At 60.5% G+C, this 18,729-nt stretch carries 16 protein-coding genes and 1 pseudogene; 11 read left to right on the plus strand and 6 right to left on the minus strand.

From position 1 onward, the window contains the following. The first annotated feature begins 16 nt into the window (after positions 1–16). Together AB4O40_RS16005 and AB4O40_RS16010 are read left to right on the plus strand one after the other, a co-directional pair. The gene (locus AB4O40_RS16005) at positions 17–1,012 is read left to right on the plus strand and encodes a hydrolase (protein ID WP_460058096.1); all 996 of its coding nucleotides are present in this window, start codon (positions 17–19) and stop codon (positions 1,010–1,012) included. Positions 1,013–1,015: 3 nt separating this feature from the next. Beyond that, a complete protein-coding gene (locus AB4O40_RS16010; RefSeq protein WP_460053861.1) occupies positions 1,016–1,855 on the plus strand; it encodes an AraC family ligand binding domain-containing protein in 840 nt (279 codons plus the stop codon). A gap of 131 nt (positions 1,856–1,986) precedes the next feature. Here the strand turns inward: AB4O40_RS16010 and AB4O40_RS16015 are convergent, their stop codons facing one another. Then, the gene (locus AB4O40_RS16015) at positions 1,987–2,841 is read right to left on the minus strand and encodes a sulfurtransferase (RefSeq protein WP_056726469.1); all 855 of its coding nucleotides are present in this window, start codon (positions 2,839–2,841) and stop codon (positions 1,987–1,989) included. 32 nt (positions 2,842–2,873) lie between these two features. Then, positions 2,874–3,545, minus strand: coding sequence for a TetR/AcrR family transcriptional regulator (locus tag AB4O40_RS16020; protein WP_008048320.1), 672 nt, complete (start codon positions 3,543–3,545; stop codon positions 2,874–2,876). Positions 3,546–3,690: 145 nt separating this feature from the next. Between AB4O40_RS16020 and AB4O40_RS16025 the strand changes: the two genes are divergently transcribed. The 5 genes from AB4O40_RS16025 (at position 3,691) to AB4O40_RS16045 (ending at position 8,378) form a co-directional block, all read left to right on the plus strand. After that, positions 3,691–5,121, plus strand: coding sequence for a coniferyl aldehyde dehydrogenase (locus AB4O40_RS16025; RefSeq protein WP_056726468.1), 1,431 nt, complete (start codon positions 3,691–3,693; stop codon positions 5,119–5,121). A 28-nt stretch (positions 5,122–5,149) separates the two neighbouring features. Beyond that, complete coding sequence (locus AB4O40_RS16030; RefSeq protein ID WP_056726467.1) at positions 5,150–5,695, plus strand: hypothetical protein; 546 nt, start codon at positions 5,150–5,152, stop codon at positions 5,693–5,695. Positions 5,696–5,787: 92 nt separating this feature from the next. Continuing rightward, positions 5,788–7,383, plus strand: coding sequence for a GMC family oxidoreductase (locus tag AB4O40_RS16035; protein WP_056726466.1), 1,596 nt, complete (start codon positions 5,788–5,790; stop codon positions 7,381–7,383). 115 nt (positions 7,384–7,498) lie between these two features. Next, positions 7,499–7,978 carry a pantetheine-phosphate adenylyltransferase gene (gene coaD, locus AB4O40_RS16040; RefSeq protein WP_046039203.1) on the plus strand — a complete coding sequence of 160 codons (480 nt, stop codon included), beginning with the start codon at positions 7,499–7,501 and terminating at the stop codon, positions 7,976–7,978. Positions 7,979–8,126: 148 nt separating this feature from the next. Continuing rightward, a complete protein-coding gene (locus AB4O40_RS16045) occupies positions 8,127–8,378 on the plus strand; it encodes a YfhL family 4Fe-4S dicluster ferredoxin (protein ID WP_003195146.1) in 252 nt (83 codons plus the stop codon). 126 nt (positions 8,379–8,504) lie between these two features. On the opposite strand, the gene mutM is transcribed toward AB4O40_RS16045, so the two are convergent. Further along, positions 8,505–9,317, minus strand: coding sequence for a bifunctional DNA-formamidopyrimidine glycosylase/DNA-(apurinic or apyrimidinic site) lyase (mutM, locus tag AB4O40_RS16050; protein WP_056726465.1), 813 nt, complete (start codon positions 9,315–9,317; stop codon positions 8,505–8,507). A 42-nt stretch (positions 9,318–9,359) separates the two neighbouring features. Next, positions 9,360–10,229 (minus strand): HDOD domain-containing protein, encoded by an 870-nt coding sequence (locus AB4O40_RS16055; RefSeq protein WP_460053859.1) that lies wholly within the window; start codon positions 10,227–10,229, stop codon positions 9,360–9,362. A 153-nt stretch (positions 10,230–10,382) separates the two neighbouring features. On the opposite strand from AB4O40_RS16055, the gene AB4O40_RS16060 reads away from it, so the two are divergent. The 3 genes and pseudogenes from AB4O40_RS16060 to ilvD all read left to right on the plus strand — a co-directional run bounded on the left by AB4O40_RS16060 (position 10,383) and on the right by ilvD (position 15,004). Next, entirely contained in the window at positions 10,383–11,579 is a 1,197-nt protein-coding gene (locus tag AB4O40_RS16060; RefSeq protein WP_046039197.1) for a class I SAM-dependent rRNA methyltransferase, read from the plus strand. Positions 11,580–11,713: 134 nt separating this feature from the next. Further along, a pseudogene (locus AB4O40_RS16065) lies at positions 11,714–12,908 on the plus strand (MFS transporter). Positions 12,909–13,162: 254 nt separating this feature from the next. Further along, positions 13,163–15,004, plus strand: a complete 1,842-nt coding sequence (gene ilvD / locus AB4O40_RS16070) for a dihydroxy-acid dehydratase (RefSeq protein WP_056726462.1) — start codon at positions 13,163–13,165, stop codon at positions 15,002–15,004. 189 nt (positions 15,005–15,193) lie between these two features. On the opposite strand, the gene AB4O40_RS16075 is transcribed toward ilvD, so the two are convergent. Together AB4O40_RS16075 and AB4O40_RS16080 are read right to left on the minus strand one after the other, a co-directional pair. Next, positions 15,194–15,481: a DUF6124 family protein gene (locus tag AB4O40_RS16075; protein ID WP_460053857.1), complete on the minus strand. Its 288-nt coding sequence runs from the start codon at positions 15,479–15,481 to the stop codon at positions 15,194–15,196. A 554-nt stretch (positions 15,482–16,035) separates the two neighbouring features. After that, positions 16,036–17,091 (minus strand): HAD family hydrolase, encoded by a 1,056-nt coding sequence (locus tag AB4O40_RS16080; RefSeq protein ID WP_223541314.1) that lies wholly within the window; start codon positions 17,089–17,091, stop codon positions 16,036–16,038. 241 nt (positions 17,092–17,332) lie between these two features. On the opposite strand from AB4O40_RS16080, the gene AB4O40_RS16085 reads away from it, so the two are divergent. After that, entirely contained in the window at positions 17,333–18,724 is a 1,392-nt protein-coding gene (locus AB4O40_RS16085; RefSeq protein WP_460053855.1) for an L-cystine transporter, read from the plus strand. The last annotated feature ends 5 nt before the right edge of the window (positions 18,725–18,729 follow it).

Consider the following 18,729-nt stretch of genomic DNA (forward strand, 5'->3'; position numbering starts at 1 on the left):
GCAACCGCACCCCGCCCTGGCCCCACCGCCGTCCTTTACCCCTGCCTTCGGCATCGGCAATCCGCACTTGCAAACCTTGTGGGGGCCGCTGTGGCGTAAAACCGTGCACATCGACCGCGAACGCGAACGCCTGTGGCTTGAAGACGGCGACTTCCTCGACCTCGACTGGCATGGCCCACACAGCGCCAACGCCCCCCTGGTACTGGTGTTGCACGGGCTCACCGGTTCGTCGAATTCGCCTTACGTTGCCGGCATGCAAAAAGCCCTGGGCGACCGAGGCTGGGCCAGCGTCGCGCTGAACTGGCGCGGTTGTTCGGGCGAACCCAATCTGCTGCCGCGCAGTTACCATTCCGGTGCCAGTGAAGACCTGGCCGAAGCCATCAAACACTTGCGGGCCAAACGGCCTCTGGCGCCACTGTATGCGGTGGGTTACTCCCTGGGCGGTAATGTCCTGCTCAAGCATTTGGGCGAAACCGGTAGCGACAGTAATTTGATGGGCGCCGTGGCGGTGTCGGTGCCGTTCCGCCTGGACCAGTGCGCCGACCGTATCGGCCAAGGCTTTTCCAAGGTTTACCAGGCGCATTTCATGCGCGAGATGGTCGCCTACATCAAGAACAAACAGCGACAGTTCCAGCACGACGGACGCGAGGACGGCCTGGCAGCCCTGGCGGCCCTCGGATCCCTGGAAAACATGCGCACGTTCTGGGATTTCGACGGACGCGTCACCGCACCACTGCACGGTTTCGCCGATGCCGAGGATTACTATCGCCGCGCCTCCAGCCGCTATTTCCTTGGTGAAATTCGTACGCCGACCTTGATGATTCAGGCCGCCGACGACCCCTTCGTTTTTCCCCACAGCCTGCCGCAAGTCGACGAGTTGTCCGCTTGCACGCAATTCGAACTGCAAGCCAAGGGCGGGCATGTCGGCTTCGTCGACGGCACGCTCAGGCAACCGGGTTACTACCTGGAACGGCGCATCCCCGAGTGGCTGGCCGCCGCAGGGCGCACTTGAATCATGGATGCTGAACAAAGCGAGTCAATCCACTTTTGGCAAACCCCGCCACTGGCCGGGGTCGAGTTGTTGTCCGCCCGCTACATCGATCATCGCTTTGCCCCCCATGTGCATGACGGCTATGTGATCGGCATGATCATGGCCGGCGCCCAGCGTTATCGCTATCGCGGCGCCGAACACCTGGCGGGTAGCGGCACGCTGGTGCTGATCAACCCCGATGAACTGCACACCGGCCACAAAGGCACCGAGGATGGCTGGCTGTACCGGGCGTTTTATCCAGACAGCGGGCAGATAACTTCGCTACTGGCCGAACTCGAACTGCCGACCCATCACTTGCCGGCGTTCGGCGCCACGCTGTATCGCGATCGGGATCTGGTGAACGGTTTCTGCCAGCTTCACCGTTTACTGGAAAGCCCCGCCACCGCATTGCAGCAACAAACGGTCTGGCGCGAACTGATGCTGTCGCTGTTGCAGCGTCATGCGGCGGTTCCGAACGCTGGAAAACCCGGGAAAGAACACCGGGCGGTGACATTGGCCAAGGAACTGCTGCACGCACAACTGGCAGAACCACCCTCCCTGGAGGTGCTGGCGGCGGCGGTCAACCTCTCGCCATTCCATTTCGCCCGGGTGTTCCGTCGGGCCACCGGTATGCCGCCACACACCTGGCTGATGCAACAACGCATCGCCCGGGCGCGGGCCTTGCTGCAAAGTGGTTGTTTGCCGCTGGAAGTTGCGATGCAACTGGGGTTTGCCGACCAGAGCCATCTGAGCCGACAGTTCAAGCAGGTGTATGGGGTTGGACCGGGGGCGTATCGCAGTGCAAAGCGGGGACTTGAGGCTTAACGAGGTCTCACAAACACCATCCATCCCTGTGGGAGCGAGCTTGCTCGCGATGGCGGCTTAACAATCAGCATCAATATTGAATGTAATGGCCCCATCGCGAGCAAGCTCGCTCCCACAAGGTTTCGTGGCGCTCATTCGCCGGTGGCGATGCCCCGCGCAGGCTCATTGATCCACTCGCTCCACGACCCGGCATACAACGAACCCAACGGATAACCGGCCAGACACAGCGCAAACAGGTTGTGGCACGCCGTCACACCGGAACCGCAATACGCTACAAGATCACTCGGTGAGCGATCGCCCAATTTCGCGGCGAAGCGCTGCTTGAGCTGATCGGCTGGCAGGAAGCGCCCGTCACTGTCCAGGTTGTCGGTAAACGCCGCACACTGGGCACCGGGAATGTGCCCGGCAACCGGATCGATTGGTTCCATTTCACCCTTGAAACGCGGCAGTGCGCGGGCATCAAGCAGGGTCAGTTCCGGCCGTGCAAGGCGCTTTTGCAGCTGCTCGGCACTGATCAGCAACGCCGTGTCAGGACTGCCGGTGAAGGATCCAGGGGTGATCACCGGCGCATCCAGGCTCAGCGGCAAACCGGCCGCGTGCCAGGCCTTGAGACCGCCATCGAGGATGAATACACCGTCGCGCTTGCCCAGCCATGCCAGCAACCACCAGGCCCGCGCCGCATAGGCTCCCGGACCGTCGTCATACAGAACCACTTCGCTATCGGCATTGATGCCCCAGGCTTGCAGGCGCTCGATCAGTTGCGCCGGCTCGGGCAACGGATGACGCCCGGTCACGCCCTTGACCACGGCACCACTCAGATCGCGTTCGAGGTCGGCATAGCTCGAACCGGCGATGTGCCCTTCGGCATAGCTGCGCTGACCGTAATCCGGGTCTTCGAGGGCAAAACGACAATCCAGAATCACCAGCCCCGGCTGGTCCTTTTTCAGGTCCAGTGCTTGCGGGCTGATCAGTTGCGCAATGGGCATAGCGGGCTCCTTTGAATAACTCGAACTTGATCCTACTGTACTTCTTCCAGCGCCTGGGCGAGGGGCACGTAAAACTCTTCGAACAAGGCGCTGACCGCATCGCGGGCCTCATCCGTGACGAACCCGGCTTCCAGCACCAGCACCTGATACACCCCGCGTTTAATGGCCTGTTCGCTCAAGTGGCTGGAGTTCTCCCGCGTGGTGCACAGGAAGCGCACCCAGGAAGTGAGGATGATCCAGGCATTGAGCGTCAGGGACTCGATCTGCACCTTGTCCATCTTCAGGATGCCGGCGGCGACGAAACCTTCGTAGATCGCCGAACCCTGGATCAGGCAGCGCTGGGAGAAGCGTCGATAGCGGTCGGCAAGGTCCGGATCGCTGTCGAGCAGATGCTCGAGATCGCGATGCAGAAACCGGTAGCGCCACATCGCCGACAGCAGCTCCTTGAGGTAGAAGCGTTTGTCTTCCACCGTGGCGGCGCGGCCCTGGGGCGGGCGCAGGAAGCTGTCCACCAGGCTTTCGTACTCGCTGAACAGCACGGCGATGATCGCCTGCTTGTTCGGGAAGTGGTAGTACAGGTTGCCCGGGGAAATTTCCATGTGGGCAGCAATGTGGTTGGTGCTGATGCTGCGCTCGCCCTGCTGATTGAACAGCTCCAGGCTGTTCTGCACGATGCGCTCGCTGGTTTTGATCCGTGGGGCCATGGCTTGAGCTTTAATTCAGAGTGCGTTGACGGGCATCTTAGATCTATCCGCGAGCGGATAAAACCAAGCTGTTCCAGGATGTCATTTGACTTTTTAGAGCATAGACTCTAAAAAGTGCTTCATTACAATAAATCCGGAGCCGACCATGACTGCTGAAATTTCCTACCTGCAGAACCTACAGCAGCCGCTGGAAGAGCTTCAGGCCCTGTTCGACGCACAGCGTGCCGCCTACGCCGCCAACCCGATGCCACCGGCCGCGCAGCGCCAGCAATGGCTCAAGGCACTAAAGGATTTATTGAACAATGAACGCCAGGCCCTGATCGATGCGATCAGCCAGGACTTCAGCCATCGCAGCGCCGATGAAACCCTGCTCGCCGAACTGATGCCCAGCCTGCACGGCATCCATTACGCCAGCAAACACCTCAAGGGCTGGATGCGCGCCTCGCGACGCAAGGTGGGCGCCGCCTTCCAGCCGGCTTCGGCCAAAGTGGTTTACCAACCGCTGGGCGTGGTCGGGGTCATCGTGCCGTGGAACTATCCGCTGTACCTGGCCATCGGTCCGTTGGTCGGCGCGCTGTCGGCGGGCAATCGGGTAATGCTCAAACTCAGTGAGTCGACCCCCGCGACCGGCTTGCTGATGAAGCAACTGCTGGCGCGAATCTTCCCCGAAGACCTGGTTTGCGTGGTCCTGGGCGAGGCGGATATGGGCGTGGCGTTTTCACGCCTGCCGTTTGATCACCTGCTGTTCACCGGCGCCACCAGCATTGGCAAACACGTGATGCGCGCCGCTGCGGAAAACCTGACCCCGGTGACCCTGGAACTGGGCGGCAAGTCCCCGGCCATTGTTTCTCACGACGTGCCGCTCAAGGACGCCGCCGAGCGCATCGCCTTCGGCAAGACCCTGAATGCCGGCCAGACCTGCGTGGCCCCTGACTATGTGCTGGTGCCGGAGGATCGCGTCGGAAGTTTCGTCGAAGCCTATCGCACAGCCGTCCGCGGGTTCTATCCGACACTGGCCGACAACCCGGACTACACCGCGATCATCAATGAGCGACAACTGGCGCGTCTCAACGGTTACGTCAGCGACGCCACCAGCAAGGGTGCGCTGCTGATGCCGCTGTTCGACCAGGGCCAGGGCCGCCGCATGGGCCATAGCCTGCTGCTCAACGTCACGGACGAGATGACGGTGATGCAGGACGAAATCTTCGGGCCACTGCTGCCGATCGTGCCGTACAAGGATCTGGACCAGGCATTTGCCTACATCAACCAGCGCCCTCGCCCACTGGCGCTGTATTACTTCGGCTACGACAAGCGCGAACAACAGCGCGTGCTGCACGAAACCCATTCCGGCGGCGTGTGCCTGAACGACACCCTGCTGCACGTCGCCCAGGACGACATGCCGTTTGGCGGCATCGGTGCCTCGGGCATGGGCCACTACCACGGCCATGAAGGCTTCCTGACCTTCAGCAAGGCCAAAGGCGTGTTGATCAAACAACGGTTCAACGCCGCGAAGTTGATCTACCCGCCGTACGGCAAGTCGATTCAGAAGCTGATCCAGAAGCTGTTCATCCGCTAACGATCATCACCGTCAGGTAATAACAATAATGATCCCCAGCCTGTCCGATACACCCGCGCTGTCACGGCGCGGGCTGCTTAAATTCAGCCTCGGCGCCACAGCTTTCCTTGCCACCGCCGGGCTCGGAGCCAGCCTCAGCGGTTGCTCGTCGAGCGTTCCGGCCAATGGTTTTGTCACGTTGCGCAGCGGCGACCTGCTGTTCTTGCGGGCATTGATTCCGGTCATGCTCGAGGGTGCCGTGACCACCGAACGGATGCCCGAGGCTGTCGAGGGCACACTGAAAAGCCTGGACTACAACCTCGCCCACCTGTCGCCGGAGATGCTCAAGCTGACCCAGCAACTGTTCGATGTGCTGGGCATGGCCGTGACCCGCGGACCGCTGACCGGGATCTGGGGCAGCTGGGAAAATGCCAGGGCCGATGATATCCGGCAGTTTCTGAACCGCTGGGAAAACAGCTCGTTGAGCCTGTTGCGCATGGGCCACAGTTCCTTGCTGCAGCTGGTGATGATGGCCTGGTACGGCCGCAAGGAATCGTGGGCGCATTGCGGGTATCCCGGGCCACCCACCGTTTAAAACTCTGCACATAACCTGTGGGAGCGTGGCTTGCCCGCGATGGCGCCAGTCGCCACACCACCGCATCCAAAATAATAAAGAGAACCTGAAAGATGCCCGTACCCGATCCGTTCCGCGAAGGCATGGCCCGAGGCTGGAAAACCTACAACGGCTCGCAACTGACCCAGGACCTGACGCTCGAAGCGGACGTGGCGATCATCGGCAGTGGTGCCGGCGGCGGCACCACCGCCGAAATCCTCAGTGCCGCCGGATACAAGGTGCTGCTGATCGAGGAAGGCCCGCTCAAGACCAGCAGCGACTTCAAGCTGCTGGAAGACCAGGCCTACGCCAGCCTTTACCAGGAAGGCATCGGCCGCATGAGCAAGGACGGCGCGATCACCATCCTCCAGGGCCGGGCAGTGGGCGGTACCACGCTGATCAACTGGACTTCCAGTTTCCGCACTCCGGAGCCGACCCTGGAACACTGGGCCAAAGAGCACAACGTCAAGGGCCACAGCCCGGCGGAAATGGCGCCGTGGTTCGAGAAAATGGAGCAACGCCTGGGCGTCGCGCCGTGGATGGTGCCACCCAACGCCAACAACGATGTGATCCGCAAGGGCTGCGAAGCACTGAATTACTCATGGCACGTCATCCCGCGCAACGTTCGCGGCTGCTGGAACCTCGGCTACTGCGGCATGGGCTGCCCGACCAACGCCAAGCAATCGATGATGGTCACCACCATTCCAGCAACCCTGGAAAAAGGCGGCGAGCTGCTTTACCTGGCCCGCGCCGAAAAACTCAACATCAGCGGCGACAAGGTCATCGGCCTGCAATGTTCGGCGATGGATGAACGCTGCGTCGCACCGACCGGACGCACCATCACGGTCAAGGCGCGGCATTTCGTGCTGGCCGGTGGCGGCATCAACAGCCCGGCCCTGCTGATGCGTTCCGGAGCACCCGATCCGCACAAGCGCCTGGGCAAACGCACATTCCTGCACCCGGTGAACATGTCCGCTGCGTTGTTCGACGAAGTGGTCAACCCTTTCTACGGCGCGCCGCAGTCGATCTATTCCGACCATTTCCAGTGGCAGGACGGCACCACGGGCAAGATGTCCTACAAACTGGAAGTCCCGCCCCTGCATCCGGCGCTGGCCACGACACTGCTCGGTGGTTTCGGCCAGGAAAACTCGCAGCACATGGCCAATCTGGCCCATACCCACGCCATGCTGGCGTTGCTGCGGGACGGTTTTCACCCGGACAGCCCCGGTGGCAGCGTCGAATTGCGCAGCGATGACACGCCGGTGCTGGATTACCAGCTATCACCCTACGCCTGGGATGGATTGCGTCGGGCGTTCCATACCATGGCCGAGATCCAGTTTGCCGGTGGCGCCAAGGCCGTGATGCCGATGCACGCCGACGCCCGCTACGTGAAGACCCTCGCCGAAGCGCGCACGCTGATCGACAGCCTGAGCCTGGAGTTGTATCGCACACGCCTGGGCAGTGCCCATGTGATGGGCGGTTGCGCCATGGGAGAAGACCCGACAATCGCGGTGACCGACAGCCTCGGCCGACATCACCAACTGGGCAATCTGTCGATTCACGACGGCTCGCTGTTCCCCACCAGCATTGGCGCCAATCCGCAGTTGTCGGTCTACGGACTGACGGCACAACTGGCGACTTCCCTGGCCGAACGTTTAAAAAATCCATGAAAATGACGAATATTCCCATCGTCTATAGTGCTTTCTTACCCAACAGGCGACTTGGCCGACCGGGAAGGCTGCGATACCATCCGACTCCCCAACGGATTCCCGCCAGGACGACGCGATGAACCGAGTGTTGTACCCAGGTACCTTCGACCCTATTACCAAGGGCCATGGCGATCTGGTCGAACGCGCCTCGCGCCTGTTCGATCACGTGATCATCGCCGTCGCCGCGAGCCCGAAGAAAAACCCGCTGTTTCCTCTGGAACAACGGGTAGAACTGGCGCGCGAGGTCACTAAACATCTGCCGAACGTTGAAGTCGTCGGCTTCTCGACGCTGTTGGCGCACTTCGCCAAAGAGAAGAACGCCAATGTGTTCCTGCGTGGTTTGCGTGCGGTGTCGGACTTCGAATACGAATTCCAGCTGGCCAACATGAACCGCCAGTTGGCGCCGGACGTGGAAAGCCTGTTCCTGACCCCGTCCGAGCGTTATTCGTTCATTTCCTCGACGCTGGTCCGTGAAATTGCAGCCTTGGGCGGCGATATCACCAAGTTCGTGCACCCTGTGGTGGCGGATGCACTGACCGAACGCTTCAAGAAGTAGGAGCTGGCGCAGACTGCGATCTTTTCAGCTTTCGCAGCCTGCACCTTTCTGCACTTGATCGCGCCCGCGTGCACTGCGGGCGCCAATGCGGCACAATTGTGCGCATTGGTTTATTGCGCCCGGGCTTGCCGCCCTGGCTGGAGTTAGCATGTCCCTGATCATCACCGACGATTGCATCAACTGCGACGTCTGCGAACCCGAGTGCCCGAACGCCGCCATTTCCCAAGGCGAAGAGATCTACGTGATCGACCCGAACCTGTGCACCCAGTGTGTCGGCCACTACGACGAACCGCAGTGCCAGCAGGTTTGCCCGGTGGATTGCATTCCACTGGACGAAGCTCATCCGGAGACTGAAGAGCAGTTGATGGAGAAGTACCGGAAAATTACCGGGAAGGCTTAAGCCATTCGGCGCCTGTCAGGCCGCCTTCGCGAGCAAGCCCGCTCCCACATTTGGAATGCATTCCCCTGTGGGAGCGGGCTTGCTCGCGAAGGCGTCATCAGCCTCACTGAAAATCTAACTGACGTATCAGCTCTGACAACGCGGGCAAAACACGCTGGCGCGCTGCCCGAGCTTCACTTCCCGCAAGCCCGTGCCACAGACCTTGCAGTGTTCACTGCCACGGCCGTACACGAACAGTTCCTGCTGGAAATAACCAGGCTGACCGTCACCGCCGATAAAGTCCCGCAACGTTGTACCGCCGCGCTCGATGGCGGCGACCAGGATGCGCTTGATCTCGATGGCCAGCTTCAAGTAACGCGCACGGGAAATGCTCTTGGCTTCGCGGCGCGGATCGATCCCGGCGGCGAACAACGCTTCAGTCGCGTAGATATTGCCCACGCCCACCACCACCGCGTTGTCCATGATGAACGGCTTGACCGCCATCGAACGTCCGCGGGACTGCTGGAACAGACGCTCGCCGTCGAACAGGTCGGTCAGTGGCTCAGGGCCCAGGCGGATCAGCAATTCGTGATTGAACGGGTCGAGGCTCCAGAGCATTGCGCCGAAGCGTCGCGGGTCGGTGTAACGCAGGGCCAGGCCCGACTCCAGTTCGATGTCCACATGCTCATGCTTGACCGCCGGCAGCCCGGCTTCCACCAGCCGCAAATTGCCTGACATACCCAAATGGCTGATCAAGGTGCCGACTTCGGCATTGATCAGCAGGTACTTGGCGCGTCGTTCCACCAGCACGATACGCTGTCCGGACAACCGCACATCGAGGTCTTCGGGAATTGGCCAGCGCAAGCGCCGGTCACGCACGATCACCCGGCTGACACGCTGACCCTCCAGGTACGGCGCGATGCCGCGACGGGTGGTTTCGACTTCTGGCAATTCAGGCATGGTGCTCTCGGCTCAGGCGCATGGCCTGGAAGGTTCCGACACTCAGCGATGAGTGCCGAGGTCGCGGATCGTCTGCTTGAGGGTCTCGAAGTCGTAGTCCGAGAGGCCGACATAATCGAGCACCAGCGGCGCGATGCTGTTCCACTCGTGATCTTCGGTCTGATTGCCCAGCACGCGGTACGACGCGCAAATGTACTCGGCCATCTTCAGGATCGCCAACAGGTTCTTCAACGAACTGTTGCGCGAAGATTCATCGCTGAAGATCGCCAGGGCATTGTGGTGATTGGCGATCGCCGCGCTCACGTGTTCCGGCAGGCGCCAGGACTTGGCCGTGTAATACCCGACCACCGAGTGATTGGTATTGAACACCTGGTTCTCCGTGTCCACCACCCGGCATTCGGCGCTGGCGTTGGCATAGGCCTGCTCCAGAACGCCCATGTAGTCGGGGAAGCGCTGGAGCATCAAGGGCACGCCGCAGTCGTGGAACAGGCCCAGGGCATAGGCTTCATCGCCGTTCTCTATGCCGATGCGCTTGGCCAGGGTCAGGCAGGTCATGGCCACGTCCTGAGCGGTGTCCCAGAAACGGTTCAGGGTGACAATGGTGTCGTCATTCATCTCGCCCTTGATCGACTGCGCATTGATCAGGTTGATGACCGAACGGCTGCCCAGCAGATTCACCGCGCGCTGGATCGAAGCAATCTTGTTGCTCAGCCCGTAGTACGGCGAATTGACGATCTTCAGCAGGGACCCGGAAAGTCCCGGATCCTGGGAGATCAGTTTGGCAATGACTTCCAGGTCCGGATCGGGCATGTACTGCTCCATCTGCAAATCCACCATGATTTGCGGCTGGGCCGGTACGCTGATGCCCTGCAGGGCTTGTTGGATCTGTTCGGAAGTCAGCTCTTGGGACATTTGTGCACACTCTGGGTCAGACGGTGATTCTAACCTTTATGAAGTTGGATCCGACATACCAAATCGCATGACAACACTCGCCACATGTCCACTTGCAGGCCAATCCGGGGTCCCAACACGCTATACTCCCGCTCTTTTTTCCGGAGCGACGACATGTCCCTGCCTAGCCTGCGCCTCAAAGCCAACGCCGACCGTCGTCTGCGCAACGGTCACTTGTGGGTCTACAGCAACGAAATAGATGTAGCCGCTACGCCTTTGCACGGTTTCAAGGCCGGCGACCAGGCGATCCTCGAAGCCGCCGGCGGCAAGCCGCTGGGCATCGTTGCCATGAGCCCGAACAACCTGATCTGCGCCCGTGTGCTGTCGCGCGACATCAAGTTGCCGCTGGACAAGTCGCTGCTGGTGCATCGCCTGAACGTAGCCCTGTCCCTGCGTGATCGTCTGTTCGACAAGCCGTTCTACCGCCTGGTCTACGGTGATTCCGACCTGCTGCCAGGCCTGGTGGTCGACCGTTTCGGCGACATCCTGGTGGTACAGATCGCCTCGGCGACCATGGAAGCCCATAAAGACGACGTGATTGCAGCGCTGACCCAAGTGCTCAAGCCGAGCGGCATCCTGTTCAAGAACGACTCCGCTGCCCGTGACGCCGAAGGCCTCACCCGCTACGTAGAAACCGTATTCGGCCTGGTGCCGGAGTGGGTTGCCCTCGAAGAGAACGGCGTGAAATTCGAAGCCCCGGTCATCCAGGGTCAGAAAACCGGCTGGTTCTACGACCACCGCATGAACCGCGCACGCCTGGCGCCGTACGCCAAAGGCAAACGCGTGCTCGACCTCTACAGCTACATCGGCGGCTGGGGCGTGCAGGCTGCCGCGTTCGGCGCCAGTGAAGTGTTCTGCGTCGACGCTTCGGCCTTCGCCCTCGACGGTGTCGAGCGCAACGCCGCGCTGAACGGCTTCGCCGAGAAAATGACCTGCATCGAAGGCGACGTGTTCGAAGCCCTCAAAGAGCTGAAAGCCAGCGAGGAACGCTTCGACGTGATCGTGGCCGACCCGCCGGCGTTCATCAAGCGCAAGAAAGACATGAAGAACGGCGAAGGCGCCTACCGCCGCCTGAACGAACAAGCCATGCGCCTGCTCACCAAGGACGGCATCCTGGTCAGCGCATCGTGCTCGATGCACCTGCCGGAAGACGACCTGCAGAACATTCTGCTGACCAGCGCCCGTCACCTGGACCGCAACATTCAGATACTGGAACGTGGTGGTCAAGGTCCGGATCATCCAGTGCACCCGGCCATTGCCGAGACGCGGTACATCAAGAGCATTACTTGCCGGTTGTTGCCTAACAGCTAACCAAAACCTGCGTGCAGGAGCGAGTCAGCTCGCTCCTACAACAGTTTCAGAAAAGTCCCGCGCCACCGGCATTGACTTGCAACCGCATCAAATCAACTCTCGTCTCCCCCTTCACGGACCGAGCGCGTTGATTGATGACCAACACCCTGCATGCCAAAGAAAAGTCGTCGTTCATCCTGCTGCTGATGGCCATGACGCTGCTCGCCGTTTTCCCTCTCGACGTGGTCCTTCCCTCCTTCCCCGCCCTTTCCGACCACTTTCGTACCACACCTTCCGATATCGCCCTATCCGTCAGCATCTTTGCCATCGGCCTGGCGTGCTCACTGCTGCTGATCGGGCCGTTGTCCGACATGTTCGGCCGCAAAAAGCTGTTACTGGGGGGGATGGCACTTGCCGCGGTGGGAGCAACAGGTTGCCTGTTCGCCACCGATTTCACCTGGTTTTTGGGCTTTCGAGTGGTTCAGGCAGTGGGCTGCGGATCGTTTGCCTTGTCTCAGGCATTGATCCAGGATCTGTTCAGCGGCCGCGAGCTGGAACGACTGCGCATCTGGACGACGACCGCCGGCGGGATTTTCATCTCCAGTTCTCCGCTGATGGGTACATGGTTGCAGTTGCATCTGGATTGGCAGGGCAGCTTTTATGTATTCATCACCCTGGCAGCCATTGTCTGGCTGAGATCGTGGTTCCTGCTAAAAGAAAGCCGAAGTAGCGAGCGGCAGTCCCGGCGATTTTTCGGCGCGTACTGGATGCTCCTTTCCGACATCCGATTTACCGGCTACTGGCTGATCTCTGCCCTCGCCTTCGCCTGCCATTTTTCGTTCATCGTCATTTCGCCGATCATTTTCATGGAACACCTGGACCTTTCGGCCTATCAGTTCGCCTGGGCGCTGTTGCTGTATGGCTCGGCTTATGTAATCGGCGGGGTTGTTGCGAGCATCCTGCATCGCCATCTGGAAGGCTCCACGCAAATCATCACAGGCCTGGGCCTGATCGCCCTGTCGGGACTGGTGATGCTCTGGCTGAACCTGCAATTCGGCCTGTCCGCCGCAACGGTGCTGATCCCCATGCTGATCTGCACTGCCGGCACCACCATTTCCCGGCCCATCGCCAACTCCAGGGCAATGGGCCTCTACCCGCAACATGCCGGTACCGCGACTTCTGCCGGCAGTCTGTTTATTTTCATGTGTGGCGGCCTGATCAGTGCCGTGATCAACATGGCCAGTGATCACCTGATTACTGCCCTTGCAGTGTGCTTTTTGATTCTGAGTGCCATGGGGGCATGGGTTGAACACTGTGATCAGTCAGCGCCACCCGATCAGCGAGGCATGACGCCGAGAGTTTGCCCACACGTCATGTGAACGCTCTCTCCATGCTTGCGAGCATTCCCTCCAGCCGCCAGCCGTGTAGAATCGCGAACATTCATCGCCAGTCATCCCCGGCGGGTTTATGAGCTCAAGCTGAAGCGCGCGGCGATCCCGCAAAGTTATCGGCAACTTCCGGACACGCGGCCATTTCTGAGTGTTCCAGACGTCAATAGAAGCTCACTTCCCTTTTGATACCTGATTAGCCGCCCGGAGTGCTTCATGCCTGATTACCGCTCGAAAACATCCACCCACGGCCGCAACATGGCCGGTGCCCGCGCACTGTGGCGCGCCACGGGGATGAAAGATGACGACTTCAAGAAGCCGATCATCGCCATTGCCAACTCGTTCACCCAGTTCGTACCGGGTCACGTACACCTCAAGGACCTGGGCCAACTGGTCGCCCGCGAGATCGAACGCGCCGGCGGCGTGGCGAAGGAATTCAACACCATCGCTGTCGATGACGGCATCGCCATGGGCCACGACGGCATGCTCTATTCGCTGCCGAGCCGCGAGATCATCGCCGACTCCGTCGAGTACATGGTCAACGCCCACTGCGCCGACGCGATCGTGTGCATCTCCAACTGCGACAAGATCACCCCCGGCATGTTGATGGCGTCCCTGCGCCTGAACATCCCGGTGATCTTCGTATCCGGCGGCCCGATGGAAGCCGGCAAGACCAAACTTGCCTCCCACGGCCTCGACCTGGTCGACGCCATGGTGATCGCCGCCGACTCCAGCGCTTCTGACGAGAAAGTCGCCGAGTACGAGCGCAGCGCATGCCCGACCTGCGGTTCGTGCTCCGGCATGTTCACCGCCAACTCGATGAACTGCCTGGTCGAAGCCCTGGGTCTGGCATTGCCGGGCAACGGTTCGACCCTGGCCACCCACAGCGACCGCGAGCAGCTGTTCCTGCAGGCCGGCCGCACCATCGTCGAGCTGTGCAAACGTTACTACGGCGAGAATGACGAGTCGGTACTGCCGCGCAACATCGCCAACTTCCAGGCGTTCGAAAACGCCATGACCCTGGACATCGCCATGGGCGGTTCCACCAACACCATCCTGCACTTGCTGGCCGCTGCCCAGGAAGCCGAGATCGATTTCGACCTGCGCGACATCGACCGTCTGTCCCGTCACGTGCCGCAACTGTGCAAGGTCGCGCCGAACATCCAGAAGTACCACATGGAAGACGTGCACCGTGCCGGCGGGATTTTCAGCATCCTCGGTTCGCTGGCCCGTGGCGGCTTGCTGCATACCCAGCTGCCGACCGTGCACAGCCGCAGCATGGAAGAAGCCATCGCCAAGTGGGACATCACCCAGACCACCGACGAAGCCGTGCACCACTTCTTCAAGGCCGGTCCTGCGGGCATCCCGACGCAAACCGCGTTCAGCCAGTCGACCCGCTGGGAAACCCTGGACGACGACCGTGAAAACGGCTGCATCCGCAGTGTCGAGCACGCGTACTCGCAAGAAGGCGGCCTGGCCGTTCTCTACGGCAACATCGCTCTTGACGGTTGCGTGGTGAAAACCGCTGGTGTCGACGAGTCGATCCACGTGTTCGAAGGCAACGCCAAGATCTTCGAAAGCCAGGACAGCGCCGTGCGCGGCATCCTTGCTGACGAAGTGAAAGAAGGCGACATCGTCATCATTCGCTACGAAGGCCCGAAAGGCGGCCCGGGCATGCAGGAAATGCTCTACCCGACTTCGTACCTGAAATCCAAAGGCCTGGGCAAAGCCTGCGCCCTGCTCACCGACGGCCGTTTCTCCGGCGGCACCTCGGGCCTGTCCATCGGCCATGCTTCGCCTGAAGCCGCTGCCGGTGGTGCAATCGGTCTGGTGCAGGACGGCGACAAAGTGCTGATCGACATTCCGAACCGCTCGATCAACCTGTTGGTCAGCGATGAAGAACTGGCTGCACGCCGGGTCGAGCAGGACAAGAAAGGCTGGAAGCCGGTTGAAGTGCGTCCACGCAAAGTGACCACCGCCCTGAAAGCCTACGCCCTGCTGGCGACCAGCGCCGACAAGGGTGCTGTGCGTAACAAGGCGATGCTTGACGGGCTGTAAGCGTTAACCGTCGAACATGAAAATGCCCCGCCAAGTGCGGGGCATTTTTGTTTACGCCGATCCCCTGTAGGAGCGAGCCTGCTCGCGATGAACGTAAAGACACCGCGCTAAATCAGGAAGCACGCGTCATCGTTAACGACCATCGCGAGCAGGCTCGCTCCTACAGTGGGCGAGTGGGCCTCACATCGATCAGTCCTGCGGGTCGAGGTTATCCAACGCCTGATTCACCGCCAACTCGCCCAGCATGATCACCTGCGCAATCCCCAGCATCGTGCTGCGTTGCGAGCCTTCCAGCAATCCGGCGAAATCGCTGGCCATGACATTGGCCGAGGCGAGGGATTCGCAGGCGTGGGCCAACAGGGTTTCGGTGTCGAGGCCGGGGGCGATCACGAATGTTCGGCTGGGTTTGCGCGGGGTGGTGTTGATGTGGGCGCAGAGGTTGTCGGTATTTGGGGGATCGGGGGTAATTTTGAGCATAGATAAAACTCCCTACACATTAAGACAAGGAGCCATCACCCTCGCTACCAAACGAAGGGTGGCGGCCATGCGCAGGTTGGTAGACCGGGGTGTAAGGAAACCGGCGCGCCCGAAAGCGCCCTGTGCATGACCACCATAAAATGCAGAGACGTAAGAACGCCTGCAAATCATGATGCTTTGCACCCTACACAGCCGGGCTACCAAACCCGATCGCTGATGCTCAGCGACGAGTAGACGGTAGAGCCCGGGAGTAAGGCGCACAAGCCGGCGGATTCTGGCGTAGTCGTAGGCCGCTACGCAAGAATGCGTAGGTTGCGACTGTAAGGAGATGTCGTTCGAGCGGAGGCTTTCATTGCACCGATTGGCCCCATCGCGAGCAAGCTCGCTCCCACAGGGGATCTTCGGTGTTCACACAGTCGGTGCTTCACCCGAGATCTTTGTAGGAGCGAGCTTGCTCGCGATGGATGAAAGGACGACGCGCTGCACCAGAAAGCACGCGTCATCGTTAACGACCATCGCGAGCAAGCTCGCTCCTACAGTAGTTGCACCCGGTCTTACTGGATTTCTTCCGGCTTGACGATCACCCAGTTCTTGTCGGCAGTCACCGTCAACCCTTCCTTGGCCTGGGCCGCCGCGTTCTTGGCCATCATGCCCTGGATCTGGGTCATGTACTTGTCCTTGCGGTTGACCCACAGGTGGATGCCGCCCTTGGCCACGTCAACACTGTGGAACAGCATGTAACCGTCACTGGTAGGGGTATCGCCGCCGACCAGTACCGGTTTTTTCCATTCATCGATGTAGGTCAGGATTGCCGCGTGCTTGCCGGCCATCCAGGTCGCCGGGGTCCACAGGTACGGGGTCAGTTCGAGGCCGAGGTTGGCCTTCTCGTCATACTTGCCGGCGGTGACCTGCTTGCGCGCGGTAGTCAGCTCGCCAGTTTTCGGGTCCTTGAGCAGCAGCGACACGCCGATCACGTTCTGCGGCTTGACGTTGTAGCCGTACTTCGGATCGGACGCGACCATGCGCACCAGTTCTTCGGAGGCGGCGGTCATCACGTAGACCTCGATGCCGTTCTCCATCAGCTTGTTGTAGAGCTCTTGCTGGCCGGTGAAGATCTTCGGCGGGTTGACGTCGAGTTTCTTGACCACGTCGCCTTCGTAATAAGTCGCCGGCACCGGTTTGCCGGACGCCATCATCTCGTCGACGTAGCCCTTGAGTTCCTTGAGCGTAAAGCCCGAAAACACCTGGGCGACCCATGGATAGCAGACCATGTCGTCGACTTCGCAGAGGCGGTAGTAGTAGCTGAACAGGCTTTCCTTGTGGTCGGCGGTGTCCTTGAACGGCATCAGTTTCAGGGAGGGATCGAGCTTGTCGCGGGTGATCAGGCCCTTGTTCTCCATGAACGGCAGCAACGACTCTTCGAGGTCGTAGCGGTAACTGGTGTTGTCCATGTCGAATACCGCGTAGTTACCCTTGTTGGCGTTGGCGGCGATCATCGCTTCCAGCGCCTTGGCCTGATCGGCGGGCCAGTGTTTCAGATCCGTTGCAAGCACCTGGCCGGCAAGGCCCAGGCAAAGTGCTGCAGCCAGCAATTTCGGTGCGAACTTCATGTGCATATCTCCCTGAATGAAAGACATCGACGCTAACAAATAAGTGTGACAGTCCTCGTCTGTCAGCGACCGCCCACGTCCCTTTCGCGTCAGTTGCATTTCTGACAGCGACATCCGCTTATTCCAAAAACGACAGTCACCATACGTTTTTGATATTAATTCATTAGTTTTCAAGCTGTTAGGCTTGCCGGTTCGCAGCTGCCCCGGAAGGTGGCTGGCACAAGTCTCACTCGGAGTTCTCATGAATCTGCCGCTGATCCTCAATCTGCTGGTGTTCCTCGCCCTGCTCTTCGGCTTGGCGCAAACCCGCCACACCACATGGAGCCTGGCGAAAAAAGTCCTGCTCGCTCTGGTGCTGGGCGTGGCGTTCGGCGTGGCCTTGCACACCGTTTACGGTGCCGGCAACCCGGTCCTCAAAACCTCGATCGGCTGGTTCGATCTGGTGGGCAACGGTTATGTGCAACTGCTGCAAATGATCGTGATCCCGCTGGTGTTCGCCTCGATCCTCAGCGCCGTGGCCCGCCTGCACAACGCCTCATCGCTGGGCAAGATCAGCTTCCTGACCATCGGCACGCTGCTGTTCACCACGGCCATCGCGGCCTTGATCGGCATCGGTCTGACCAACCTGTTCGGCCTGACCGCCGAAGGCCTGGTGGCCGGTACCCAGGAAATGGCGCGCCTGCAAACCATCCAGACCGACTACGCCGGCAAGGTCGCCGACCTGAATGTGCCGCAACTGTTGCTGTCGTTCATTCCGCAAAACCCGTTCGCCGATCTGGCGCGGGCCAAGCCGACGTCGATCATCAGCGTGGTGATCTTCGCTGCGTTCCTCGGTGTCGCGGCCCTGCAGTTGCTCAAGGATGATGCTGACAAAGGTCAGAAAGTGATCAACGCCATCGACACCCTGCAAGCCTGGGTGATGCGTCTGGTGCGCCTGGTGATGAAGCTGACCCCGTACGGTGTTCTGGCGCTGATGACCAAAGTGGTCGCCGGTTCGAACCTGCAAGACATCATCAAGCTCGGCAGTTTCGTGGTGGTGTCCTACATCGGCCTGGGCCTGATGTTCGTGGTACATGGCGTGCTGGTGTCGGCCGCCGGGATCAATCCGCTACGCTTCTTCCGCAAGATCTGGCCGGTGCTGACGTTTGCCTTCACCAGCCGTTCGAGCGCTGCGACGATTCCATTGAGCATCGAAGCGCAGACCAGTCGCCTGGGTATCCCGCAGTCCATCGCCAGTTTCGCCGCTTCGTTTGGCGCAACCATTGGCCAGAACGGTTGCGCCGGCCTGTACCCGGCGATGTTGGCGGTGATGGTGGCGCCGACCGTGGGCATCAACCCGCTGGACCCACTGTGGGTCGCGACGCTGGTGGCGATTGTCACGCTGAGTTCGGCCGGTGTGGCCGGGGTTGGCGGCGGTGCGACCTTTGCGGCGTTGATCGTGTTGCCGGCGATGGGCTTGCCAGTGTCACTGGTGGCGTTGCTGATTTCGGTCGAGCCGCTGATTGATATGGGGCGTACGGCGTTGAACGTCAGTGGCTCGATGACGGCGGGGGCGATTACCAGTCAGGTGATGCAGCAGACTGATAAAGAATTGCTGGATGCGGATGAGCATTCGGAGTTGGCTCACGCGTAGGAGCT

It is taken from the genome of Pseudomonas sp. S2_F07, assembly GCF_054668325.1.